The sequence below is a fragment of the Microbulbifer taiwanensis genome, assembly GCF_014904815.1.
GTDB classification, from domain to species: Bacteria; Pseudomonadota; Gammaproteobacteria; order Pseudomonadales; family Cellvibrionaceae; genus Microbulbifer; species Microbulbifer taiwanensis.
The window spans coordinates 21,386-47,471 of the sequence record NZ_JACZFR010000059.1; the positions used below are offsets into that span (position 1 = coordinate 21,386).

Below are 26,086 nucleotides of genomic sequence, written 5' to 3' on the forward strand. Positions count from 1 at the left end.
AACATCGATCGCGGCCATGGGCCGCTCCTACAATCGTTTCTTATCGGACGTAAACTTTTTCGCCCTCCACCCAGGTCTCCATCACCTGGACCTTCCAGATCTCCTGCGAATCCATCGCAAAAATATCCCTATCCAGCAGAATGAAATCGGCAAATTTCCCCGGCTCCAGGCTGCCGATCACTTTTTCCTGGTGACTGGCATAGGCTGCGTCGAGGGTGAAGGCGCGCAGCGCCTGCTCCAGCGTCATGGCCTCGTCGACGCGCCAGCCCTTGCTAGGTACTCCCGCGCGGTCGCGGCGGGTCACCGCCGCGTGAATCCCGAACAGCGGATTGGCGGGTTCCACCGGGAAATCCGAGCCGCCGGCGATGCGCGTGCCCTGTTGCAGGAAAGTCCGCCAGGCGTAGGCGCCGGCCAGGCGCTTTTCACCCAGTCGATCGCCGGCCATATTCTTGTCGCTGGTGGCGTGGGTGGGTTGCATCGATGCGATCAGGTCCAGCTCGACGAAGCGCGGAATATCTTTCGGCGTCAGTACCTGTGCGTGCTCCACCCGGTGGCGCAAGGGTTTCTGGTCGTTTTTCTCCTGCAGGCTTTGCAGGTGATCCAGCACTATATGGTTGGCCCTGTCTCCGATCGCGTGCACATTCACCTGGAAGTCATTCTCAATGGCGAGCTTCAGCAGCGACAGGATTTTGCTTTCCGGGTAGAGCAGCAGGCCTTTTTCACCGGGGGCGTCGTGATAGGGTTCCAGCAGTGCGGCGCCGCGGCTGCCGAGGGCACCGTCGGCGGACAGCTTGATACTGCGCACATAGAGGCGCTCCGCGGGGGAACCGATATGGCCGGCCCCGAGTGTTTCCGCGAGATTGTCGTTGTCGACCGAGACCATCGGGTAGGCGCGCAGTGGTATGGCCTTCTCATCGGCCAGCTGCCGGTAGGCGCGCAGTGTCTGCGCGTCTATGCCGGCGTCGTGGACGCCGGTGAGCCCGAGGGATAGCGCCAGGTTGAACGCCGTACGCAGGGATTCCTTGTCCTGTTGCAGGTTCGGCGCGGGAATGGCCTGTTCCAGTAGTGCCATGGCGTTGTCGATCAGTACGCCGGTGGGCTCGCCGTTTTTCCCGCGCAGTATCTCGCCGCCGTCAGGGGACTTTGTATTCCTGTCGATACCGGCGCGCTTCAGTGCAGCGGAGTTGGCCCAGCCGGCGTGGCCGTCGATGCGGCGCAGCCAGATGGGAGCGTCGATTTGCAGCGCATCCAGCTGGATGCGGGTCGGGAACTGCTTGCCGGGCCAGAGCACCTGGTTCCAGCCGCGCCCCAGCAGCCACTGGTCCGGATCCAGGTTCTCTGAAAAGCGCTCTATGGCCTGCAGTGTCTGGGTAAGATCCAGGTCGCGTAGCTCCAGTTGCTGTTGCAGTCTGCCGAGCCCGAGTACATGGCCGTGGGCATCGATGAGCCCCGGCAGCAATGTCCTGCCGCCGGCGTCGATCTTCTCCGCCTGCGGATAGCGTTGCAGCAGGTCGGCATAGTCGCCGCTGGCGAGCACTTTGCCGCGCTCGAATACCAGGGCGTTGAATTTCTCCAGGCTTTCCTCGGTGGCCTGGTAACCGTCGAAGTTGTGAACCAGTGTCGCTGCCTGGGCGCACAGGGTGGCGAGTGAAAAGAGTAGCAAGGCGAGAGTTCGAATCGGCTGCATGATTGTTGACCTTATTTTGACCAGCTGATATCGATGGTATCAGCGGGTGGAATTGGCTGGCAAACAGGGCAGGGCCATCCGCCTCAACCTACAATCGGTGGAGACTTCTGGAGAAGGGGTGGCATAGACGATGTCGAAATGGTTGATGGTCGCCGGCTGTGTGCTGGTCGCGGTGGGGTTGCTATTGCACTTTTTCCCCGGGGCATTGAGCTGGTTCGGGAGACTGCCGGGAGATATCCGCATCGAGTCCGAGCGCAGTCGCTTCTATTTCCCGATTGCTTCTATGGTGATACTGAGCATTGTACTCAGCGTGATTATCCATCTGTTCCGGCGATAGAAGGCCGCGCGCCCTTTTTACAAATACTGCCTGTAGGCACTCTGTTTCAAATCAATCTGTCACTGGCTCGTCATACCGGCGCAGAGCCTGTGCCGGACTTGATCCGGTACCGGTATCCAGCTCGGTGGCACCTGGACTCCGGTCTGCGCCGGAATGACGAAAGTATTCTATAGGAGCCTGCAGGCAGGCTCCTACATTCGTTAGTCGGACTCCGTCAGAACTCGTATTTTACCGAGGCGGAGAAGGTGCGTCCCGCCGCCGAGCTCACCGACAGGTCGCTGCCCGCATCGCGTCCGGCCACATTCACATAGGGCACATATTCCTTGTCCAGCAGGTTGTTGACCGCCAGGTTGAAGGACAGTTGCTCCAGTGCCTGGTAGCCGAGTACCCAGTCCACGGCACCGAATCCGGCCACTTCTGTCTCGCCTTCGTTGACTCTATCCATGCGGTCGGCCCAGCGCAGCATCAGCTGGGTGGACAGCTGCTCACCGCTGTAGGCTGCGCCGACTACGCCGGACAGGGGGCTGACCGAGCGCAGGTATTCGCCGCTGGTATCGTTTTCACCGCGCTGGTAGCTGGCGTTGGTGAAGAGCTCGAAGCTCGGGTTCAGGTACCAGTTGGCACTGATCTCCATGCCCTTGATGGTGACCGATTCGATGTTCTGGTACTGGTACTTCTCGTACACGTGGGAGAAGCTGCCGTCGGTGTTGAAGAAGACTTCGCTGTCGATCAGCTGGGTCTCGAGAAAGTCGTCGTAACTGGTGTGGAAGATCGCAGTGCTGAAGGCGAAGTCGCCTACATGGCCGCGCAGGCCCAGCTCGAAGGTGTCGCTGGTTTCCGGCGACAGGTCATCGGCCGGCACCACCTCGTAGGCGTAGGCGGAAGTCGGCTGCAGGTAGTGCTCCAGGTAGGCCAGGTCGTAGGCCGGCACCTTGAAACCCTGGCCGTACTGGGCAAAGGCGGTCAGGCGCTGGTTGATCCGGTAGAGGGTGCCCAGGTTGAAAGAGACATTGCTCTCCTCAATGCTGGCGAAGGCGGTGCCGTCGGACTTGAGTGCTCCATTCGGGTCCATCTCATACCAGTCGTAGCGCAGGCCCGGGGTTACGGTCAGGTCGCCGCCGGCAAAGGTCATCTCGTCATTGACGAAAACGCCGGTGCGCGTTACATCATTTTGCGGGAACTTTTCCGTGGACTCATCCAGGATCACATCGGTGTTCGCTGAGCCGGTCTGGACCCTTTCGCGGTACTGGCGCACTGAGCGGCTGCTCTCGGTGGTTTCCAGATCGAATCCGTAGCCGAGGGTGTGGGTGTCGTTCAGTGTCTTGAAGGCATTGGACAGCAGGCCCTGGGTCTTCTGGCTGTAGACGCCGGTCTCCCACATGTCGCGCAGTTCCATTACACCGAACATGGGCGCGTTGATATCCAGCTGGCCGTACTGCTCGTCGGTCTGTTCCGTCTTGTTCTGGTACAGGCTGACATTCAGCTGGTCGTAGAGGGGAGTCGCTGTTTCGCTGTGGTAGCGCAGCTGATAGGCGCGGGTCTGTTTTTCCGACGTGGAGTTTTCGTCGACGATGTTGTAGCCGAAGTCCGCCAGGCCGCGGAAGTAATACAGCAGGCCGTCGGCCGCGTTGCCGAGGCTATCCTGGTTCCAGTGGTCGGCGCTGAAGCTGATAAAGTCCTCGCCACCCAGGTTGTACTTGGCCTTGTACAGCAGGCTGTCGGATTCAATATCGAAGGGATCCTGGCTCTCCTCAAAATTCTGCTCCTCCTCGCCGTCGCGATAGCTCAGGTGCAGCAGCTGCTCGAAACTGCCGGCGCGGAAGGCCAGGGTGGGGGATAGGTGCGCCTGGCTGGTAATGCCGTCATAGCCGGACTTGATGGCGCCGCCGAACTGCTCTCCGTCGGCCAGGAAGTCGCTGGCATCCTTGGTGGTAAATACGATGATACCGGCGAGGGCGTCGGAACCGTAGAGGGAGGAGGCGGCGCCCTTAGCCACTTCCACCTGTTTCAGGGTGTCGGTCTCGATCATGCCGCGGCCGACCACATCGTTGAGGCCGTTGGCGCCATAACCCTCGTTCATGCGCATGCCGTCTTTGACGATCAGCACCCGGTCGCCGCCCATGCCGCGTACCAGGATGTTCTGGGCGCCACCGGCCCGGCCGGTAACCTCTACGCCCGGCTGGTACCGGAACAGCTGGTTCATATCGTTGATCTGCAGCTTCTCGATCTCATCGCCGGTGACTACCGATACGCTGCCGGCCACGTCCTTCAGTGGCTTCTCGGCGCGGCCGCTGACGACGATCAACTCCAGGTCATCGGCGGCTTTGGTGGTGCCGTCTTCGGCGTAGAGATTGGGAGCGGACAACAGGCCCAGCAGGGCCGCGGCAAGGGGGTGACGTTTCATGGTCATGTCCTTTGAGTCTTATCGGCTTGTTTTGGCGTCAGAATCGATTGGCAGCGGAGGCGAACTGTGGCCCCGATAGCGGCGAATTATAGGGGTGCTTATCCGAAAGTAAAGCGAAATGAGAACAATTATCAAAAAGATTTAAATTGACCAGGCCCGAGCTTTTGGTTAATTTGCGCATCCGTACAACAAACACCAACGAATACGAATAAGCCGGCAGAAGGGGTGCGCCTTGACTATCTCCACGATTGAAAACCTGATGGCCAGTGTGGCCGACCTGTTTATGGCCCCGGTACTGCTGGCCATCCTGGTGCTGTTTACCTACGCCCTCTACGCCTGCGGTCGCTTCCTGTCCCTGTGGCTGCTGCGGCGCAGGAATGCCACTGCCTACCAGCGCGCCCTGAGCCAGAAGGAGGCCCAGTGGCTGCCCGGCTACCAGGTGCACAACTACTATGTGCGCAATCCCGAGGCCTGTGACGACGAGCTGGAAGTTTTCGCGCTGAAGAAGCTGGAACTGCTGCGCATGACCACCCGCATAGCGCCGATGCTGGGCCTGATCGCCACCATGATTCCCATGGGGCCGGCCCTGCGCGCCCTGGCGGACGGCAATATCCAGGGTATCAGCGAAAACCTGATCATCGCCTTCGCCGCGGTGATCTGGGGCCTGGCCATCTCCACCCTGACTTTCTGGCCGGCGTCAGTGAAAAAGCGCTGGTTTGCGGCTGAGTTGATCAATATCCGCAAGCTGAAGGGAGCGGCCTGATGCGCTTTCTCGACGAGGATGAAGAGCTCAACCCGATACTGAGCGCGGTCAACCTGATCGACGTCTTCCTGGTGATCATTGCCGCGCTGCTGATCGCCATTGCTCAGAACCCGCTCAACGTCTTTGCCAGTGAGAAGGTCACGGTGATCAAGAATGCCGGCGAGCCGAATATGGAAGTCATCGTGAAAGAGGGCAAGGAAATCAAGCAGTACAAATCCACCGGCGAAATAGGTTCCGGTGAGGGCACCCGGGCCGGCGTCGCCTACCAGATGGCCGACGGCAGCATGGTGTATGTGCCGGAAAACAAGGGTGCAGAGGGCAAAGACAAAACTACAGTGGCCGAGGGAAGCGCGACTCAGGGCGCCGGGGGCAAATAACGATGAAAAGAAACTTACTCCGCTCTGTGGGGCTGATGTGCGGCCTGTTGTTGTCCGCCTTTGCGCAGGCCGCAGAAGCGCCCAAAGTACTGCTGATGATGTCCAGCCACACGGCCGCGGCCAAGGGTGACCTGCTGACCGAACTGGCTGCCGACCAGCCGTTTGCGCTGGAAGTATTCAACAGCAAGGGCAAGAGCGAAGAGCAGATAGAACAGGCCTGGGCCTCCGCCGGGCTGATCATGCTGGACGGTATCAACCCGGCCCTGTCCCAGTTTATGTTCGCCAAGTACCAGCCGCTGCTGGCGAAGTACCCGCAGGTGCCGGTGATTGCACTGGGTGACCTGGACAACGCATCCATGAATCAGGGCCTGGGCGAGGCGCAGCACCAGGCCGTCGGCAGCTACTTCAATAACGCCGGGCGCAAAAACTACCGCAACTTGATGCGCTACCTGACTTCGCAGGTGTTCGGTCTGGCAGAAGCATCCGTCGATGCACCAATCCGGGTGCCGGAAGTGGGCCTCTACCACCCGAATTACGCTGAGCTGGTCACCGACCGGGAAGACGAGTTTTTCGATTGGCTAAAGGCCGCGGAAGAACAGCCGGTCATTGCCGTGGCTATTCACCGTTCTGTGGTCGATTACGAGCAGCAGCAGGTGGTGGATACCCTGATCGAGGGGCTGGAAGGCAAGGGGGCCAAGGCCTTCGGCTTTTTCTTCGAGGGTGAGGATCTGCCGCTCAGCTATCCGGAACTGCTGCAGGACAGCGCCGGGCAGACCCGCGTAGACCTGATCGTCAATTACCGCTCGCTGCACTATGTGAGCAAGCGCCGCGCCGAGTTTGAACAGCTGGGCGTGCCGGTGATTCACGCACTCAACTATACCGAGGGCGACGAAGACGCCTATATGGTTGACAACAGCGGCGTGTCGCCGTCCCTGACCCCCTTCTTCCTGGTCATGCCCGAGGACACCGGCAGCATCGATCCGGTGCTGATCGCCGCCAGCGACAAGGGCGTCAAGCGGGTGATGCCGGCACAGATGAATGCGCTGGTGGAGCGCGCCTGGAACCACGCCCGCCTGGCCTACCAGCCGAAAACGGAGAAAAAGGTCGCCACCTTTATCTGGAATTATCCGCCGGGGGAGAAAAATATCGGTGCGGCATTCCTCGATGTGCCGTCCTCGATCGAATCCATCGCCAGGGAGATGAAGGCGCGCGGTTACCAGATTGCGCTGCAGGACTCGGAAACCCTGATCGACTGGGCCGGCCAGCTGCTGCGCCCCTATTACCGCCGCGAGGATGCCTCCAGGCTGATCGACAAGGGCCTCGCGGACTGGATGCCGCTGTCCACCTACCAGCAGTGGTTCGAATCGCTGCCGGCTTCGGTGCGCGATCCCATCGTCGAGCGCTGGGGTGCACCCGAAGACAACGCCATGCTGGCGGACCACGACGGCGAGCCGGCCTTCGTGATTCCGCGCATGGCGCTCGGCAACCTGATAGTGCTGCCTCAGGGCGTGCGTGCGGACAACGCCAAGGAGCACGCGTCCCTGTACCACGATATGAAAACCCCGGTGAATCACGCTTACCTGGCGGTTTATCTCTACGCCCGTGAAACCTTCGGCGCAGATGCTTATATCCACCTGGGCACCCACGGCTCCCAGGAATGGCTGACCGGCAAGGAGCGCGGCCTGTCGGTATACGATGCGCCCAACCTCGCCATTGGCAATATTCCGGTTTTCTACCCCTATATCATCGACAATGTCGGCGAGGCCATGCAGGCCAAGCGCCGCGGCCGCGCCACCATGATCAGCCACCTGACCCCGGGCTTTGCCAAGGCCGGCCTCTACGCGGGTGTTGCAGAGCTGTCAGAACTGATGGGCAACTATCTGCTGCTGGAAGAGGGGCAGACGAAGCAGAATACCCGCGATCGTATCGCCGCCATGTCAGAAGAGCTGAATATGCTCAAGGACCTGGAGTTGACGAAGGAATTTCTGATTGCGGACTTCGACAATCAGCTGAGTAAGCTGCAGGATTACCTGACCCAGCTGGCGGATATGAGCCAGCCGCTCGGCATTCACCGTTTCGGCGAGTTGCCCAAATCCGAGCACCTGACCAGCACCATGCTGCAGATGCTGGGCGAGGGCTATATGACGGCCGCCGGCGATTACGAGCGGGAAAACGGTCTCAGCCTGCCCGAGGAACAGATCCGCGATGAACGCAATGTGGTGGCTCTGGAAGCCCAACCGGGTTACCAGCTGCTGGACGGCTACCTGTCCGGAAAGCTGGCCGCCGACAAGCTGCCGCAAGGTCTGCAACGGCAGCTGCAGACCGGGCGCGAATACTCGGACAACTTTGCCAATATCGCCGAACTGCAGAACCTGATGCTGGCCCTGGACGGCGGCTATATCCCGGTCAGCCACGGCGGCGATCCGATCCGCAATCCGCAGGCGGTGCCCACCGGCCGCAACCTGATCGGTTTCAACCCGGCCAAGGTGCCGTCCAAAGAGGCCTATGAGGCCGGTGTGCAGCTGATGGACCAAACCATCGCCGACTACCACGCCAAGCACGGCCGCTTCCCGGACAAGCTGGCCTTCTCCCTCTGGTCCCTGGAAACCATGCGTCACCAGGGTGCGCTGGAGGCACAGATACTGCACGCCCTGGGCCTGAAGCCGAAGTGGAATCAGCAGGGCAATGTGATCGGCACCGAAGTGATTCCCTACTCGGAGTTGAAGCGCCCGCGCGTCGATGTGGTGATTTCCGCAACCGGTCTCTACCGGGATGCCTTCCCCAACGTCATGCTGTGGCTGGCCGAGGCCATCGACAAGGTGGCGCAGATGAAGGAGGACAACAACTTCGTCTACCGCCACGCGCAGGCCCTGAAGCAGGGGTTGTTGCAGGAAGGCAAGAGCGAGGAGGAGGCCCAGTATCTGTCCTCGGTGCGCATCTTCTCCAACGAAACCGGCAACTACGGCACCGGCCTGAACGGCGCCAGCCTGGCCTCCGACAGCTGGGAGACCGACGACAAGCTGGCAGACCTGTATATGCGCCGCATGGGCTTCGCCTACGGCAAGGACGAGTCGCGCTGGAGCGAAGACCAGCGAGAGTCCGGACTCTATGGCAAAGTCCTGTCCGGTACCGACGGCGTTATCTTCTCGCGCTCCACCAACCTCTATGCGCTGATGACCAACGACGATCCCTTCCAGTATTTCGGCGGAATCGGCCTGGCAGTGCGCAACCTGGACGGCGCGACGCCGGAGATGTACGTATCCAACCTGCGCCGCAAGGACAATATCAAGGCCCAAACCCTGGACGAGTTCGTCAATCAGGAGATGCGCAGCCGCTACTTCCACCCGCGCTGGATCCAGGCGATGCAGGAATCCGGCTATGCCGGTGCCACCGCGATTCTCGACCGGGTCAACAATATGTGGGGCTGGGAAGTGATGACCCCGGAGGCGATTCGCGACGACCAGTGGCAGGAAATGTTCGAAGTCTACGTGGACGATAAATACCAGATGGCCATGCGCGAGTTCTTCGAGGAGCACAATGCCGAGGCGCTGGCGCAGATGCTGGAGCGCATGCTCGAGGCGGTGCGCAAGGGCTACTGGGAAGCGGACGCAGAAACCCTGAAGAAGATGGTGGAGACTTACGCAGAACTGGCGCAGGAATTCGACGTGGCCACCGACAACGAGAAGTTCAAGGATTTCGTCAGCGAGCAGGCGCTGGGCTTCGGTCTTGCCCCCCTGGTCAGTGGCCAGGTGCCGGACAATGTTTCTGCAGCAGCGGCGCCGACGCAGCAGGTCAGCGGCCAGAAACTGGAGCAGGTGGAAAAGCCACCCCGCGATGACAACTCGCAGATTTATCTGTGGCTGCTGTTGCTGGGGATAGTACTGGCCGGCTTTGCCAGCAACTGGGCCGAGCGGCGGCCGGTTGCTGCGTGATTTCGCTATAGGAGCGGTGGGGCGGCCGTCCGCCCGTGGCCGGGATCAATGTCCGGGATGCCCCCAATATTGATCGCGGCCATGGGCCGCTCCCGGCCGGACCGCTCCTACAATGGTCTACTGGGCTGCGATACTCGTTGGCCCAGCGCCTTTCAACGCCTCAATCCGACGCTCGATAGCCTCGCGCTCCTCTGCAGGTTTTGCCAACCACCAGTTGCGCACCTCCGTGTTGTCCACCGGCATTACCCAGCCCCGGTACTCTTCTAATTGCTTCTGCGGAAATCCGTTATCCAGGCCACGCAGATGCCGGTCGAAGAAGCCGCGTACAAAATCGTTCTGGCTGCCGATAAGAATTTCCGCTGGTGCCGTGCCCGTTAGCAGCTCGCGAATCGGCGAGCCCATAAACAGGCTGAAATCCGTAATGCCCATATGGGTCGACCCCCGCAGCTGCAGGCGGTAAATATCGTCACGGCTACCGGCATCGTCAAAGCTTTCATAGGACAGCGCGTTGTAACTGCGCAGCTGCCGTGGATCGGCGACGCCCACCTGGCGGTAGAAGTTTTCCAGGTCTGAGTGGAACATTATGAAGGGCACAGGCACTGTGGTATTGAAGGCGGACTGGTGATAGTCGGCACCGTCCAGATTGATACCGGCGGCACAGCGGCTGTCTATGGTACAGAGGGCGCCGGTAGTCGAACCGCCAAAGGACATTCCCATCTGCCCGGTGCGAGTGAAATTGCTGGCGGCCGCAATTTCGGCGACTGATTCCGGGGTTTGGCCCGCCTGCAACCGGTCGAGCACGAAGCGGCGGTCCTGCAGCCAGATGCCGGCACTGACGCTGGCAAGCCGGTCGCCGCTTGCCAGCATTTGCCTGCGATTTTCTATCTGCCCCTGGAGCTGTTCGTCGAGGGTCGCTCCCGCCAGTGCCGCCACCGCGGCTTCGGAGAGCGACATCCCGGCCATAAAAGTGACCAGCTCCGGATCCATCGGCAGTATATCGCCGTTCGGGAAAACTGTCGGGGAGGAATCATAGCTGTGCTGGATGGCGTAGACCGCATAGCCGTGGCTGGCGAGTTCCTCCATCAGTGCCGAGTTCTGCCCGGCAAAGGTGGTATAGCCGTGACTGTAGAAAATGGGCGGTAATCTGCCGCTGCCGGGTTCGGAAAAATCCCGATGCAACGGGGCGTCCTTGTAGGCGTTGGTGCCCACGTGGCGCAGGTAGGTGAGAAAGGGCGGGAAGCCCGCCAGGCTGCCGACGCCGGTCGCCGTTGTGGCCGCTTCCCCGGCACTGAAATAGGAAACTGGCACCGCCTCCTCGGACGGTGAGGCCGGATACCATATGCGAACCAGCAGGCGCCGCGGTTCGCCGTCGCCGGCCGACAGTAGTCCCGGGCGATCGTGATCCCGCAATTCAAACTCCCGTACACCCACCGCATAGTCGCCGCTGGGTGCGGGCAGATTCCCAACCGGAAACAGGAATAGAGCGGTGATGGCAATTGCGGCCAGCAGCGCAAACAGGCTACCGGAAATAAAGGGTATTGGCCGACCGCCGTCGATGCTCTTGCGGGATGCGATTTGCGCAATAAGAAAAATCACGGCAATGGCCGCACCGACAGCTGCCTGCCAGCGATCTGTCCAGACACCGTATAGACCGGCGGCCAGTGCGGTTGCGGCCATACCCAGCAGAATCGCGGCGCGGCGGGGCAGGGCCGGCAGCCACCAGGCCATCACAAACAGGAGCAGTGCCGCAATCAGGATAAAGTCGTTCAATAGCATCGGGTTTCTCCCGTTTCCAGAACCTGAAACGCTGGTCGTTCATGCAGAATATTTTCAGGTGCCGCTCAATCGATAATTGCCCCGGCGGTCGCGAACAATATGGAACAGCCCCAGGGTAAGCAGCGGCAGTATCACTACGGCGATATAGCCGTAGGACAGGTACCCGTATCCTTTGGCGATCAGCTCGACGATGCCGAACTGCTCGGCCAGGTACACGGCCCCACCCAGGGAGACGATCGCGATACCCAGCCTGAGCCGATTCGGGAAGGGCAGTTTCCGCTCGGCAAACACACCGGCCACCCGCTCGTTGATAGCGTGAATGATGCCGGCGCCCGTCTCGATGAAGGAACCGAACAGCACCACCTGAAAAATCAGCAGGAACCAGACGGCGTTCAGTCCCTGCAACAGGGAGGTAATGGGTACCGGCATATCGATAATCTGCGGGTACTGGGCCAGCATGGCAATAAACACAAAGATCCCGGGTACTATGCCAATAACACCGGCCAGCGCGCCGGCGCCCACCGCCTCGCGGCGAGTCTGCAAATGGGGGATAACGAAGAGTACCGCCGCCAGTACGTTGAGGTTGTAGGCGGCGTAGCGCAGGCCGTCCAGGTGCCAGTTCCCGATGACTTCCCGACTCTGCAGCGCGCCGGTGATCTGCTCGCCAAACTTTGACAGCACCCACACCAGGAACATTGCGTAGACCCCGTAGAGCAGTAGGGACCAGAAAGCCAGCGCTCGTTCTATGACCCTGCTGCCGAAATAGGCCAGTGCGCCCACCGCTGCGAGCAGGGCCAGGGTCCCAAGTATACCGGGTACCTCGAGTGCGCTGGAAACCATCTCCGCGGCCGCCGATCCCAGTACCGCAAGCACCAGCAGTGCGATCAGCAGGTAGAGAATCTCAAACAGGGGCCAGGCGGGCCCGAGCAGATTCCGGAAAAAAGTCCGATAGTCGTAGCTGCGTGTCAATCTCGCAAATTCGAAAGCCATCGCCAGGACAATCGACCAGCCCGCGCACGCCAGCAACATACCGAGCAGACCACCTAGCGGGCCGTGTACCAGGAAGAACTCGGCGATTTCCCGTCCGGTGCCATAACCACCGCCAATAATGACGGACTGAAATACCAGGCCGGGCAGCAGGTAACTGCGAAAAATTCCCGCGAACCTGGAATTATTATTTCCCATCTTGAACAAAATACGACTCCTTACCGTTCAATTGCAGTCCGTTGCGGGTGAGTATACCCGCCGGTGACAGCATTCACTGAGTCTGCGCTTCTTCGGCATTGCACCGGTCAGTTGCCCAGGCGCTTGAGAATTTCGTCCACGATCGGGTCACAGCCGTCCAGGACAGGATCGACACAGGGCAGGTTCACTTCTGCGGACAGCGTCTGCAGGTATTCCTGTCGTTCAGATACGGGTAAACCCGAAGTATTGACACAGACACCGACACAGACGGCGTCCGGATTGGTGATGCGGGCACAGCGCAGATTCAGTTCCATACATACCCCAATAGAGGGCGGCCTGTAATCGGGGCAGGTGCTGACGCGGCTTCTCAAAGGATCGTGACAGATGACAAGTGCATCCGGCTGCGAGCCGTGCAGGAGTCCGAGGCTGACACCGGAGAAGGAGGGGTTGAACAGGGAGCCCTGGCCTTCGATGATGTCCCAGTGTTGCGGGTGATTCTCAGGGGAAATCATTTCCGCCGCGCCGGAGACAAAGTCGGATACGACGGAATCCACCGGAATACCGCCGCCCGCGATCATGATGCCGGTCTGGCCCGTGGCCCGGAAGGTCGCATTCACGCCTCTTGCGTTCATCGCCGCCGTCAGCGCCAGCGCCGAGTACTTCTTGCCGACAGCGCAGTCGGTGCCCACGGTAAGCAGGCGGCGCCCGCGACGTTTGCTGCCGGTCGCAACGGGAATATTGGCAGGTGCCCGGCGCACATTGATCAGGGCGGCACCGGATTTCCTCGCGTTCTCGGTGAGGCCCGGTATATCAGCCAGGTCCGAGTGCAGTCCGCTGACGATATCCAGCCCCATGGCCGCCGCCTGATTCAGAAGCGGAACCCAGGTATCCCCACTGGAGCCGCCGGCGGGAGCCACACCGATTACGAGACTTCGCGCACCGGCTTCTATTGCCTGGGCGATGTCCATATCGGGCAGTCCCAGATCGAGTTTGCACCCCTCCATACGCAATTGTCCCACCACCGTCTCCGGACACCACTCCGCGATACCGGCGCCGGTCTTGGCATAGATCATTTCGGTAACATCGCCCAGAAAAATCAAGTAGGGCGATTTCAACTGGAAGCTTATGGTTTGATTCATGACTGACTTCTCTACACGGCAAAGGGTGGCCTCATCCCTGGCCTGATAAGTTTTATTTTCAAGTTTGAAGTTGTATTGCCGGAGCCCCAGGGCTCCGGCAACTGGCTATTCGAATGAATAGGTGGCGGAAAGGCCGATGGTTCTGGGCTTCACCGGGACGCCGGTGATGTTCAGGATATCGGTACCCGGAATGTCCTGGGCAAAATAGGCGGAGTAGGCCCTCTCGTTGAACAGGTTGTTTACATAGAGGTTGAATACTGTATCCCGCCACTCGATGCCGGCGCTGACGTCAACCAGAAAGTGGGCGTCGCTCTCCATATTGGTTGCGGGATTGAGCGGGTCGCCGTTTTCAAATGCTGACGGAGCGCTGTCGACATAGCGGAAACCGCCAGTCAGCCAGCCGTACATCTCCGAAGAGAGGTCGTAGTCGTAGCGGGCCATTGAGGAAAAGGTCCACTCGGGCACGCGCGGAATCGGGTCGCCGGCGCTGCCGAAGATACCCGGTTCGTCTCCGGACAGGGTGCTGTTGGTGTAGGCAATCGCGGTGACGACATTGAAATCCGCCGTCGGTTGCACCGTGAACGAGCCTTCGAAGCCGTAGGCCTCGACGCCGTCGTTGGCATTGTCCTGTGAGTTGGCACCGAAGTAGGTGACGGTGGTCTGGAAATTTTTCCAGTCCAGGTACCAGAGTGCCGTGTCGTAACTGAACAGGCCGTCCGCCGATTCACCCTTGGCACCAAATTCGTAGCTCCACAGGTCATCCTGGTCGATCTTCGTCTCCGTCAGTTGTTCGCCCGTCAGTGGGTGCATCAGCGGAATGGAAGCCGTGGCCGGTCGGTAGCCGCTGGCGACACGGGTGTACAGGGAGGTGTTTTCGCCGGGGCGGTAGCGGGCGGTAAACAGGTAGGTCTGGATATTGGCCTCGGCCGGCTCGTATTCCGTGAAACCGGGCAGGGCCAGGACACCGTCAATGGAAGTGGTCAGCCCCAGTTCGGTCTGGGCGTAGCGCATACCGGCGGTCAGGTCGAAATCCGGTGTGATGTAGTAGGTCAGGTTGCCGAAGGCCGCCAGCTCTTTATATTCACTCGGAAAATCCGCGTAGAGACCCAGGTATTCGCCCGGTCGGCCGACCAGGTGCTGGAAATTGTCCGTGGATTCATCCGCGTGATAGAGCCCGGTAATCCACTCGATTTTCCCCTCTCCGGTCGAGGTCAGGCGCATTTCGTGCACATTCTTCTCGGAGGACTTGGCCGTGGTAAAGGTGGCCTCGGTCAGTGTGCCGGGCGCCAGTCCGTACACCAGTTCCATGGCGGATGCATACTGCAGGTAGTCCTGCACCAGCGAGAGATCGTACTCCACACGGCTGCTGGTGATGTTCAAGGTGGCGCCGTCGAATTCGTAGTTGAGGCTGCCGGAAAGCACCTGGTGGCCGGCTTCGTTTTCGCCGAAGGCAGCGTTGGAGGTCAGCTCGCCGTAGGTTTCACGACCCTTCAGCGAAGCGATATTGACGGCCGAACCCATGCCGAAGGAAGTTTCCTGCTTCAGGCCTTTGAGACGCAGGTTCAACCGGTCGGAGGGCTCGAAATACAGATCCGCCGAATAGCCGTAGTCATCGCCGTCGTTGGCGTTTTCCTGTATGACCTCGCCACTGGCGGCGTCTACCTGATCCACGTAGCCGCCGTCCTTGGCGGAGAAGCCGGAAACCGTGAGCCCGAGCTTGTCCTCCACCAGCGGCACACTATAGAAGCCCCGGTACATTTCGTTGAGCTCACCATCGGCGGTCGTGGACAGGTCCGCCGTGAGGCTGGCGCGCTGGCTGTGCAGGGTCGGCTCGCGGCTGATATAGCGCACCGCGCCGCTGATGGCGGTGGCGCCGAACAGGGTGCCCTGCGGGCCCTTGATCATCTCGACCCTTTCGATATCACCCAGCAGCCCGTCGAAGAAGAGTGCGCCGCCGTCGGAAAAGCCGCTGTTACTGGTCATGGGCACGTCGTCCACATAGACGGCGGTCACGGCGGTACTGCCCTGCTGGGCCACGCCGCGGGCGCCAATGGAACCACGCCCGCGCTGGCCGGCACCGGCGCCGCCGGTACTGCCGCTGGTGGCAAAGTAGCCCGGGGTATAACTGAGTAGGTCGTTGATCGAGGTCAGGCCGCTTTTGGTGAAAGTTTCCGGATCCACCGCGGCGACCGCGGCCGGTACGTCCTGGATATTCTGGGATCGCCGCGATGCAGTTACGGTGATCTCTTCCATGGCCGGATATTCCTCGATTATGCCGCTGTCTGCCTCTTCGCTGGCCTGGGCCATAGCGGCGAGTGAACAGCTGGATGCCGAAACGGCTGCCAGCAGCAGATAGCCGCGCAAATCACGCTTGTCCTTCGTCATGGTCTTCTCCGTCAGATTATTTTTATTGGTCGGTGCGCTGCCCTTGAGGGGCACCTCTACAGCCGGCAGTGCCGCCCGCTCGAATCCAGTTTACCCGCACAAAATTTCATTTGTACAGCTGTTTATGAAAATAAGGCTGAATTAATTTTATGTTTGGCGGTTTTTGAGATGGGAGGGACGCCTGGGGTGGGTTCATCGGTGCCGGGAGGGAAAATTTGATCGGGCCGCCGGAAAAGTGCCTGCAGCTCTTGAGATCAGGATGGGAGTATTCAACAGAATGGATGCGCGCCGCGGCCAGCGGCGCTTACTTGAGGGAAGGAGCGGGTTAAACCGCAATGCGGCACAGACGTTGTAAATGCCGCTCGTCGATCTCGGCGCCATGACCCGGCGTATCTGGCAGGTGCATCAGGCCGCCGATCGTGTCGTCATAGCGGACTCCGCCGCCGACGGGATCCACGGCAAACTGATAGGCGGTATCCAGGTCCAGGAAACGGATATTGGGCCTGGCCATGGCCAGGTGTGCAGCGGCGGACATGCCGAGGCGGCTCTCGGCGAAGCAGCCGATCATACAGCTGGCGCCGGCGGCCTCGGCGATGGCATTAATCCTGAGCCCCATGTGAATACCGCCGGCCTTGCCGAGCTTGATATTCAGGTAGTCCGCGGCACCCGCTACGAGCAACTTCAACGCATCGCAGTGGGTGAACAGGCTCTCGTCGGCGCAAATGGGCAGATTCACCCTGTCCCTGAGACGCGCCAGCCCCCCAATATCCCAGGCCGCCAGCGGCTGTTCCGAGTACTCGACGCCCAGGTCCTGCATGGCCCTGAGGTTGGCCACAGCGGTGGGGAAATCCCAGCCCTGGTTGCTGTCGATCTTGATGGCAACATCGGGTCCGGCGAGCTCGCGCACTGCGGCCACATGATCGACATCGACGAGTCCGGGGCGACCTACCTTGAGCTTGATGGCATTGAAGCCCGCTGCCAGGGTTTTATCGGCCAATGCCAGGGTGTCCTCGACCCGCGACTGTATGCCAATGGTCAGGTCGGTGCGAATTTCCCGGCGCTCACCGCCCAGGAAACGGTATAGCGGCAGACCGGCCGCCTTGGCGGCGATATCGTACAGGGCCATATCGAATGCCGAGCGGACAGAGGGCTCACCGGTGGTAAAGGCGTTGATCTCGGCCATTCTCACCTCGATCGCCAGTGGGTCCCGGCCCAGCAGCAGCCTGGCCAGCTGCTGGGCGGCGATATGGTTGCTCTCCTGGCTGTCGCCGGTGATGGGGGCAAAGGGGCTGGCTTCCCCCCAGCCGAAAATCCCGCTGTCGGTGATGATTTTTACAACGACATTGCGGGCCGCATCGAGTGCCCCCAGTGGCGTAGAGATAGGGTGCTTTAGGGCAACATTGAGGTTGGCGATTTCAATGCTGGTAATTTGCAAAACAGTTTCCCGGGTTGATTAAAAAAAGGGGGGCCCATTGGGCGCCCCCTGGCTAATGCCCAATCGCAGGTGGGGTTCTGTCAGTGGTACTGGAAACCCAGCAGGTTCCAGTACCAGTAAAACCAGAGCATGAATAATCCACACAGGGTCACCAGGCTGTAGCGGACTCTCGCCCAGGTGCCGGAGAGGCATTTCTGTCGCCACAGCTGCACGGCGCAGTAAAGGTGATACAGTGCCGCCGCCGCTGCCAGCAGGGGAAACAGCAGGGATACTTTCATCAGTGTCGGCAATTCGTAGGCGAGTACCGTCGTGCTGCTGGCGATTGCCACGGTGAAAAGTATTACGAACAGGAAGTTGAAAGTCGCCAATGCAATGGAGGCGCTGAAGGCGTTTCTCTCGATTCCGTGCAGTGCCCGGAATGCAGACCACTGATAGCCCAGCCGCAAGAAAACACCGGCAAACAATAGCAGCGACAGTCCAGTCAGCGCGAAGGTAAAACCCGGCGATTCGTACAAGGGTGCCCGGTACATCTGGTTGACCCCCTTACCGTCGATGACAAAACCGCTGATCTCACCCTGTTCATTCTCCTGGAAGGCGATGCGGCCGTAGTCATTGACTTCACGGAACAGATTCTCACCCACTTCCACATAGCGTTTCTTTCCCACCAGCAGGGTGCCGTCGATTTGCGGTTCCACCTGGGTGACCGAGAGCAGGCGTGCGAGTGATTCGGCCTTGGTGAAATTGCCGCGCCAGGCCAGGTAATTGCCGGCGTAGCGCTGCGCCCGCTCGGAGAAATCCGCAGGGGGCGTCACGGCCGGCAAGTCGCGCGGAAAGAATTCATCATAGAAGGACTTTACGAAGGCCTCGTGTACCTGTCGCGCGCCGTTGACGCCGCTAAAGGAAGAAAAGAGCACCAGGTCTTGCGCCTTCGACAGGCCGAGATGGGACAGGAAGAGGGTGGTGGCCCCGTCGTGGCCGAAATTGTCGAAGCCGTCGGGGCCGAAGTGGCGCTTGAGCAGGCCGAGGCCAACGGCGCGCACCCGCTCGTCGTGGGTAAAACCTTCGTCCAGCATCTGTTGCAGGGTTTCCCCCTTCAGGATACTTCTGTCGCGATAGCTGCCGCCGTTCAGCAGGGCGCGACCGAACCTGGCCATGTCGTGTGCGGTGCTGGCGAGGGCGCCGGCGGGACCGAAGTTGGAGATGTACTCATAGCCCATGGCCTCGTAGCGATCCGGAACATAGTGGTAGCCCACGGCCATATTGGCTTGGAGCGCCGGCGGCAGCGGCTCTGCGAAAGTGGAGTGCTCCATTCCCAGTACATCGAAAATGTTCTGTTGTACATAGGTATTGAAATCTGTCCCCGACACATTGGCGACCACGAGCCCCGCCAGCGCCGTGGCCCAGTTGGAGTAGGCGGTGTGTCGACCCGGCGGATTGACTCTTTGCGGCTGATATCTGGCCAGGGATTCCGCCAGTGGCACCACGCGCGCCGGGTCATCGGCGATCAGGTAACCGTAGCCCCCGTCCTCGAAGCCGGCGGTGTGCGTCATGATGTGGCGCAGGGTCACCGGTTGTCCGGGCCAGGTGTCTTCGACCTGGAAAGTCTTCAGGTATCGATTGACATCGGCGTCCAGGTCCAGCTTGCCCTGTTCCACCAGTTGCATTACCGATACCCAGGTGAACAGCTTGGAAATGGAGCCGGGGCGGAAGAGGGTGGTTTCGGGGTCCACCGGAATGCGCTTTGCCAAATCCCGATAGCCGTATCCTTTGGCGAGGATGATATCGTCGCCCTTCATCACCAGTACGACGCCGGAGGGGCTGTGAGCTTTTGTCATCGTTGGTTTGACAACGCCATCGACAAAGGCCTCTACCACCTGTGGGTTGGTCACATCCGGAATTTCCGCCTGGCTTGAATTCGCAATTGTTGCGAACAGGGCGGCGGAAACCAGAACCAGTAATTTACCGATGGATTTATTATTATTGGTACTGCACATTTTCACTTTCCGCTGATTTCTATCGATCGCTTTCGCTGTGCCAGATTTCACCCAGCACGCGTTTGAAATTGCCGCCCAGGATCAGGCGGATATCGCCATCGCTGTAGCCGCGGCGCACCATTGCATCGGTCAGGTCGAAGATGCGTTTGGGGTGATCGAAGCCATCGGTGTCCAGCTTTTCGCGGAAGGCGTAGCTGTCCTTGTAGTTGGCCCTGATCGCCGACAGGTAGGGCTCGGGAATATCATCGTAGCCATCCATATCCATGTCGGAGCCTATGCCGGCATGCTCAACGCCCACCAGCTTCGCCACATAGTCGATATGGTCCACTATATGCTCTACGTTGGTGGGCTCCTTGTCGCTGACAAACTGGCGTACGCCGGTAATTCCCATCACGCTGCCGGACCTGGCCATGGCCTGGATGGCTTCGTCCGGTTTGCAGCGCACGTGGCCGCCGGCCAGCGCGCGGACATTGGAGTGGGTGATCAGCACCGGCTTTTGGGAAACCTCGAATGCGTCGAGTGTGGTTGTGTCGCCGCAGTGGGAGACGTCCACCGCCATCCCGACCCGATTCATGCGCTCCACCACCTGCACGCCGTAGTCGCTCAGGCCGCCGTCGCTGCGGTCGGTTGAACCGGTGCCGATCAGGTTGCGACTGTTGTAGGTCAGCTGGCTGATGCGCTGGCCCAAAGTGTAGAAGTGATTGATGTCGTCCAGCTCGGTGAAGTGATCGGAGTTCTGGGTGCCGACGATAAAGCCCACGCGCTCGCCTTTCTTCAACCTGGAAAGGTCCTCGATGGCATCGATGCGTTGCAGACTGTTCGGGTGCTCGGCGACAAGCGCATTCAGGCGCGCAACGAAAGCCAGGCCCTGTTCGGCCCGGACATCGATGGCTGGATGGAATACGTCGGTGCCGGAGGCGAGCAGAAATGACAGGTACTCCTCACTGATTTTGTGGCCATCCATCAGCTTGGGTTTATCGCTGACGCCGGCCGCGATCATGTTCCCCAGGGGGTTGATCAGGGAGAGCATGTCGAAGACCTGGGTGCCGTTGACCAGCTCGATCACCTTGCCGCTATAGCGCTTTTCACTGGCGGCAAAGACCTTAAAGGCCCCGAAGTTCAGCATCGGTGCCGCGATCGCGGCGGTCAGGCCCGAGCGCAGAAAGGAACGCCGGCTTATGTTCTTGTCTGTCTTATTGTTTGAATCCATGGATTGCTCCTGAGGTGACCATCAGCTGGGAGATCGGAATCCACCCGGACCAGTCGATCGCACTGGTCCCGGATCGCCCGACAATTGTCATACATTAACCGCAGATTGATCCATTTGTACAGTTCTAATATAAAATAAGGCTGTATTAAAGTAGGCAAGGATCAGTAACCTACTGAAAATGCTGAGAATTCGGTTGAGTGGGGAGGTTAATGCTGTATTGTTTGCCGCTAGTCAGTCTGAACGGGAAGGGGGGAAACAAGTCGATGAGCGGAGCCAAGATTGCCGACATGTCGGAGGCATACGGGATTCTGATGGATGCTATTGTGACCCAGCGTCTGCCGCCTGGTCAGAAGGTGTCTGAGAATATCCTCAGTGATATGTTCGGAATCAGCCGCACCATCGCGCGCAACCTGATCGAGAGACTGATCGCGCAGCAGTTCCTGGTATCCCTGTCCCCGCGCGTAACCCAGGTGGCGCCGCTCACGCTGCTGGAGATTCGGCAGAACTTTACCCTGCGTAAAATCCTGTTGCCGGAAGTGATCTCGCTGGCCGGGGTGAAAGTCGACTTTGAGCGCGTGGGTGAGCTCAATAAAAAAGTGCAGTCACTACTGTCGTTCGAGGGCGACGAAGCGGCGCTGGAGCTACTGAAAACCAATATGGAAATCAACCTGGCCCTCTGTTCGCCGGCCGGCTATCCGCTGATGAATGAATGGGTCACGCAACTGGAATACACGGCAATGCGGGTCTACTGGCTGTATATAAAGACCAAGAACGCATTCCCCTATTCGAACGAACAGCACAGCAATTTGCTGGAAATTATGCGCAGCGATGAACCCAGGAAGATCCATGCTCTGGTTTATGACCTCGTAGCGCAGACGGAAGAGCGTGTCCTCAATGCGATCTTCTCCGCCGAGCAGTTTTATACCCAGGATCTGCTGGTCTAACCGAATAGGCCGATAATGTAGGAGCGGTGGGGCGGCCGTCCGCCCGTGGCCGCGATCAATGTCCGGGGAAGCCTTGAGATCGATCGCGGCCATGGGCCGCTCTTACAGGGATTATTTTTCCAGCAGCTGATCCAGCGGCAGCTCGGTGCGATAGCGCACCTGCTTCAGCGAGAAGCTGCTCTTGATATGGTCGATGCCCGGCAGCTCGGTGAGTTTCTTGTCCAGGAACTCCTGGTAAGCCTGCAGGTTTGGCACCACGACCCGCAGCAGGTAGTCGAAGTCGCCGGTCATCAGGTAGCACTCCATCACCTCGGGCCACTGGCCGATCACCGACTCGAAATCCTGCAGCTCCTTCTTTACCTGGTGGTTGAGGGTCACCTGGATAAACACGCTCACCGGCAGGCCCACCATTTCCGGCTCCAGCAGTGTCACCGCGCGCTTGATAAAGCCCTGTTCGTGCAGGTTCTTCACCCGGCGGGAGCAGGGGGAGGGGGAGAGGCAGACCTTCTCCGCTAGTTCGATATTGGGAATGGTGGCGTCCTGCTGCAGTATCTCCAGGATCTTTTTATCGATGGCGTCTAGTATGTAGGCCATTGTTCTATTCCGTATCTCGTCTTTAGGTGATTGCACCGCACTTGCGGCTAACTATGGTTCCGGCAGTCTGGGCTGCTGGCGACTGGCCCGAACGGGGAAACTGCCGCCAGTCGCAGTTTGACTTGCATTCCCCAAAACGGTCTCAATTGAGTGATTCGTTGCCAGTACCAGCCAGTCTTTGGTGACTTGTGCCGGTATTATGCCTGATCAGCGCTTATTTTGGTATGACCTGCTTCACTGCCCGGTGTTAATTTTAGCGGCCAATAAGAAACCAAATAAACGATTCAGCTGGTGAGGTGGTACCGATGGCGATGGTCGAGAACGATCAGGAGTTGGGCTTTGATGGCTCCTACTCCCTCAAGGCCGCATTTACGCGCGATGCCGGCCAGGTGTTCCTGACGGGCATTGATGCGCTGGTGCGCCTGCCCATTATGCAGAAACGCACGGACGAGCGGGATGGCCACAATACCGCCGGCTTTATCTCCGGCTATCGTGGTTCACCCCTGGGCGGCTACGACCAGGCCCTGTGGCGGCACAAGAAGCTGCTGGCCGAGCGGGATATTCACTTCGAGCCGGGCGTCAACGAGGACCTGGGCGCGACCAATATCTGGGGCACCCAGCTGCTGGACCACTACCGGGCCCAGGCTACTAGGGAGGGCGTTTTCTCCATCTGGTACGGCAAGGGCCACGGTGTCGACCGCAGCGCCGATGTCTTCCGCCAGGCCAACGTGCAGGGCACCTCAAAACTGGGTGGCGTGCTGGCCCTGTGTGGCGATGACCACACCGCCGAATCCTCGATGTTCTCCCATAACACCGACCAGATCTTCGAGTCGGTGATGATGCCGCTGCTGTTCCCGGCCACTATCGACGAATACCTGACCCTGGGCCTGGCCGGTATCGCCCTGTCGCGCTTCTCCGGTCTCTGGGTCGGCTTCAAGACGATTACCGAGACCGTCGAGGCAGGGGCCTCCATTGTTGTACCGCAGCTGCCGCAGTTTGTCGTGCCGGCCGACTTCCCGATTCCGGCCCACGGCCTCAACTACGACCCGCACCTGAACTGGCCCGCCGAGCGCCTGGAGTACGAGCGCCGCATGCTGGAGGAGCGGCTGCCGGCGGCGCAGGCGTTTGCCTATGCCAACAAGCTGGACAGAACCATCGTCGAGGCGCCGAAGAAGCGCTTTGGCATAGTCACCGTGGGCAAGGCCCACGGCGATCTGCTCGAGGCACTGGAGCTGCTGGATCTCTCCGAGCGCGACCTGCAGGATGCCGGCATCTCCATCTACAAGGTGGCCATGAGTTGGCCGCTGGAACCGCGCGGCATGAGCGAATTCGCCGACGGCATGGAGCGACTGCTCGTCGTCGAGGAAAAGCGCCCGCTGGTGGAAGACCAGCTGAAAAGGCTGCTCTACGGCTGGAGCGACGGCGCTCGCCCGAAAGTCGTGGGCAAGAAAGATCTGAACGGAGACGACCTGCTGCCGGCCATCTGGGGCTTCGGCCCGGACCAGGTGGCCAAGGCGATTGCGCGCTGGCTGGCGGATACAGAGCTGGCCAAGAAACTGCTGCCGCTGGCGGAAGTGCTCGGTGGCAATGTACCGGTGAAGGCGAAGGGCTTGCTGGCGCGCGAGCCGATTTTCTGCGCGGGCTGCCCGCACAATACATCGACCAAACTGCCGGAGGGCAGCCTCGGCAGCGCCGGCATCGGCTGCCATATCATGGCGCTGGGCAAGGGGCTGCGCACCGACACCTATTCCCAAATGGGCGGCGAGGGTGCCCACTGGGTGGGCCTGCACCGTTTTTCCAGTGCCGGCCATATTTTCCAGAATATGGGCGACGGCACCTACAATCACTCGGGCCTGCTGGCGATTCGCCAGGCGGTGGCGAGCAAGGTCAACATCACCTACAAAATACTGCTCAACGACGCCGTGGCCATGACTGGCGGCCAGCCCGCCGACGGCGAGGTCACTGCGCCCAGCCTGGCCGCACAGCTGCTGGCCGAGGGCGTGCGCGAAGTTTTCCTGCTGAGCGAAAACCCGGATCACTGGCTGAAAAACCGCAGCCAATTGCCGGCCGCGGTGGAGATACTGCCGCGCTCGGAAATGGATTCGGTGCAGTGCCGCCTGCGCGAAACCGAAGGCGTGACCGCAATTATCTACGAGCAGGTGTGTGCGGCGGAGAAGCGCCGCCGGCGCAAGAAAAAGCAGATGGTGGATCCACCCAAACGGCTGCTGATCAATCACCGCGTCTGTGAGGGCTGTGGCGACTGCAGCGTGCAGTCCAGTTGTATCGCCGTGGAGCCGCTGGAAACACAGTTTGGACGCAAGCGCCAGGTCAACCAGTCCAGCTGCAACAAGGACATGCGTTGCGCCGACGGCTTCTGCCCCAGTTTCGTCAGCGTCGAGGGCGGCGAACTGAAAAAGCCACCGGTACAGTCGCTGGCGGATTCACTCGATGTCGCCATCGCCGGCTTGCCGGTCGCGCCCGTGGCGAAGCTGGACAAGCCGCTCAGCATTCTCGTCGGCGGTATCGGTGGCAGCGGTGTACTGACCGTGGCCGCGCTGCTGGGTATGGCCGCGCATCTGGAAGAGAAGGGCAGTACCACCTTGTACTTTACCGGCCTGTCGCAGAAGAACGGTGCCGTAGTGGCGCATGTGAAAGTCGGCGCGCGTCCCGAAAGCATCACCACTGCACGTATACGCGACGGCGCCGCGGAGCTGCTGCTGGGCTGCGACATGGTGACTGCGGCGAGCCAGAGACCCAAATTCGCCGAGGGCAAGATGCGCGCGCTGGTCAACACCGCCGAGGTGCCGGTGGCCGCATTTATCCGCGACAACGAACTGGCCTTCCCTGCCGATGCGACCCAGCAGAGCATCGAGTCCCTGTGCGCGGAGTATTTCGCTTTCGACGCGAACAAATACGCCCAGGCACTGTTCGGCGACACCGTCGCCAGCAACCTGATGATCATGGGTTACGCCTGCCAGAAGGGCCTGCTGCCGATCGGCGAGGCGGCGCTGGAGCGCGCCATTGAGCTGAACGGCGTCGCCGTGGAAAACAACCTGCGTGCGTTTCGCGCCGGCCGCCTGCTGGCAGTCAACCCGAAAGCGGTGGAACAGCTGGCAGTGCCGGCGCAGCCGGTGAAACTGGTCGAGCCGCAGGAGAGCGTCGAGCAGCTGGTCGCGCGTCTCGGCGCCGAGCTGACCGAGTATCAGAGCTCCGCCTATGCGCGTCACTTCACCCGCAGTATCGAGGGGCTGCAGGCCGCGGAAAAGGCCCTGCCGAATAGCGACGGCAGCCTGACCCGCGCCGCTGCCAACAGCCTCTACAAAGCCATGGCCTACAAGGACGAGTACGAGGTGGCGCGCCTCTACAGCGGCGAGGATTTCCAGCGCCAGCTGAAGGAAACCTTCACCGGTGACTACAAGCTGAAATTCCATATGGCGCCGCCGGTCATAGCGCGCCCGGATGCGAGTGGCCGCGTGAAGAAAATGCAGTTCGGCCCCTGGATGGGCAGGCTGATGCCGTTGCTGGCCAAAGGCAAGTTGCTGCGCGGTACCCTTCTCGATCTGTTCGGCTATACCCGCGAACGCCGCGCCGAGCGCGACTGGGCGCGGCAGGTGGACAGGGCGGTCAACGCCGTTGCCACACAGTTGAACGGCGACAACTATGCCGCCGCGCAGGAACTGCTGCAGCTGCCGCTGCAGCTGCGCGGATATGGCCACGTGCGCGAGCAGAAGTTCGCGCAGCTGCAGGGGCGCTGGCAGCAGTTGCTGAACGGCTTCGTCGATGCCGGCGGCGCGCCGCAACTGGCGGCAACCTCTTCCTGATTGTACTGACATCCTGTAGATACTCTGTTGCAAAACAAGCTTTTATTGTCTCGTCATACCGGCGAAGGCCGGTATCCAGTTCGGTGGCACCTGGATTCCGGCC

The 26,086-nt window shown here is 60.3% G+C and carries 16 protein-coding genes; 6 read left to right on the plus strand and 10 right to left on the minus strand.

The window, feature by feature from the left end; translation table 11 throughout:
* Positions 1-40 precede the first annotated feature (40 nt).
* A complete protein-coding gene (locus IG627_RS18415) occupies positions 41-1,687 on the minus strand; it encodes an amidohydrolase (protein ID WP_193194371.1) in 1,647 nt (548 codons plus the stop codon).
* A 130-nt stretch (positions 1,688-1,817) separates the two neighbouring features.
* Between IG627_RS18415 and IG627_RS18420 the strand changes: the two genes are divergently transcribed.
* Positions 1,818-2,024, plus strand: coding sequence for a DUF2905 domain-containing protein (locus IG627_RS18420; protein ID WP_193194372.1), 207 nt, complete (start codon positions 1,818-1,820; stop codon positions 2,022-2,024).
* A gap of 214 nt (positions 2,025-2,238) precedes the next feature.
* On the opposite strand, the gene IG627_RS18425 is transcribed toward IG627_RS18420, so the two are convergent.
* Positions 2,239-4,428 (minus strand): TonB-dependent hemoglobin/transferrin/lactoferrin family receptor, encoded by a 2,190-nt coding sequence (locus IG627_RS18425; RefSeq protein ID WP_226865418.1) that lies wholly within the window; start codon positions 4,426-4,428, stop codon positions 2,239-2,241.
* Between the two features lie 232 nt (positions 4,429-4,660).
* On the opposite strand from IG627_RS18425, the gene IG627_RS18430 reads away from it, so the two are divergent.
* The 3 genes from IG627_RS18430 to cobN are packed head-to-tail and all read left to right on the plus strand — an operon-like array spanning position 4,661 to position 9,500.
* A complete protein-coding gene (locus tag IG627_RS18430) occupies positions 4,661-5,191 on the plus strand; it encodes a MotA/TolQ/ExbB proton channel family protein (RefSeq protein ID WP_193194375.1) in 531 nt (176 codons plus the stop codon).
* Positions 5,191-5,568, plus strand: coding sequence for a DUF2149 domain-containing protein (locus IG627_RS18435; protein ID WP_193194377.1), 378 nt, complete (start codon positions 5,191-5,193; stop codon positions 5,566-5,568). The genes IG627_RS18430 and IG627_RS18435 overlap by 1 nt, the downstream gene beginning before the upstream one ends.
* A gap of 2 nt (positions 5,569-5,570) precedes the next feature.
* On the plus strand, positions 5,571-9,500 hold the full coding sequence (gene cobN, locus IG627_RS18440) for a cobaltochelatase subunit CobN (RefSeq protein WP_226865420.1): 3,930 nt from the start codon (positions 5,571-5,573) through the stop codon (positions 9,498-9,500).
* Between the two features lie 117 nt (positions 9,501-9,617).
* On the opposite strand, the gene IG627_RS18445 is transcribed toward cobN, so the two are convergent.
* The 7 genes from IG627_RS18445 to IG627_RS18475 all read right to left on the minus strand — a co-directional run bounded on the left by IG627_RS18445 (position 9,618) and on the right by IG627_RS18475 (position 20,624).
* Entirely contained in the window at positions 9,618-11,276 is a 1,659-nt protein-coding gene (locus IG627_RS18445; RefSeq protein ID WP_193194379.1) for an alpha/beta hydrolase, read from the minus strand.
* 54 nt (positions 11,277-11,330) lie between these two features.
* Complete coding sequence (locus IG627_RS18450; protein WP_193194381.1) at positions 11,331-12,470, minus strand: hypothetical protein; 1,140 nt, start codon at positions 12,468-12,470, stop codon at positions 11,331-11,333.
* A 98-nt stretch (positions 12,471-12,568) separates the two neighbouring features.
* On the minus strand, positions 12,569-13,600 hold the full coding sequence (locus tag IG627_RS18455) for a DUF1611 domain-containing protein (protein ID WP_193194383.1): 1,032 nt from the start codon (positions 13,598-13,600) through the stop codon (positions 12,569-12,571).
* A 105-nt stretch (positions 13,601-13,705) separates the two neighbouring features.
* Complete coding sequence (locus tag IG627_RS18460; RefSeq protein WP_193194384.1) at positions 13,706-15,985, minus strand: TonB-dependent receptor; 2,280 nt, start codon at positions 15,983-15,985, stop codon at positions 13,706-13,708.
* Positions 15,986-16,310: 325 nt separating this feature from the next.
* Positions 16,311-17,420 carry a mandelate racemase/muconate lactonizing enzyme family protein gene (locus IG627_RS18465; RefSeq protein ID WP_193194386.1) on the minus strand — a complete coding sequence of 370 codons (1,110 nt, stop codon included), beginning with the start codon at positions 17,418-17,420 and terminating at the stop codon, positions 16,311-16,313.
* An 80-nt stretch (positions 17,421-17,500) separates the two neighbouring features.
* Positions 17,501-19,414, minus strand: coding sequence for a serine hydrolase domain-containing protein (locus IG627_RS18470; protein ID WP_193194388.1), 1,914 nt, complete (start codon positions 19,412-19,414; stop codon positions 17,501-17,503).
* A 19-nt stretch (positions 19,415-19,433) separates the two neighbouring features.
* Positions 19,434-20,624 (minus strand): dipeptidase, encoded by a 1,191-nt coding sequence (locus IG627_RS18475; RefSeq protein ID WP_193194390.1) that lies wholly within the window; start codon positions 20,622-20,624, stop codon positions 19,434-19,436.
* A gap of 263 nt (positions 20,625-20,887) precedes the next feature.
* Here IG627_RS18475 and IG627_RS18480 point away from each other — a divergent pair, with 263 nt between their 5' ends.
* Positions 20,888-21,568: a GntR family transcriptional regulator gene (locus tag IG627_RS18480; protein WP_193194392.1), complete on the plus strand. Its 681-nt coding sequence runs from the start codon at positions 20,888-20,890 to the stop codon at positions 21,566-21,568.
* 111 nt (positions 21,569-21,679) lie between these two features.
* Here the strand turns inward: IG627_RS18480 and IG627_RS18485 are convergent, their stop codons facing one another.
* Positions 21,680-22,162, minus strand: coding sequence for an Lrp/AsnC family transcriptional regulator (locus IG627_RS18485; protein WP_193194394.1), 483 nt, complete (start codon positions 22,160-22,162; stop codon positions 21,680-21,682).
* A gap of 305 nt (positions 22,163-22,467) precedes the next feature.
* Here IG627_RS18485 and IG627_RS18490 point away from each other — a divergent pair, with 305 nt between their 5' ends.
* A complete protein-coding gene (locus IG627_RS18490; protein WP_193194396.1) occupies positions 22,468-25,983 on the plus strand; it encodes an indolepyruvate ferredoxin oxidoreductase family protein in 3,516 nt (1,171 codons plus the stop codon).
* Positions 25,984-26,086: the final 103 nt, after the last annotated feature.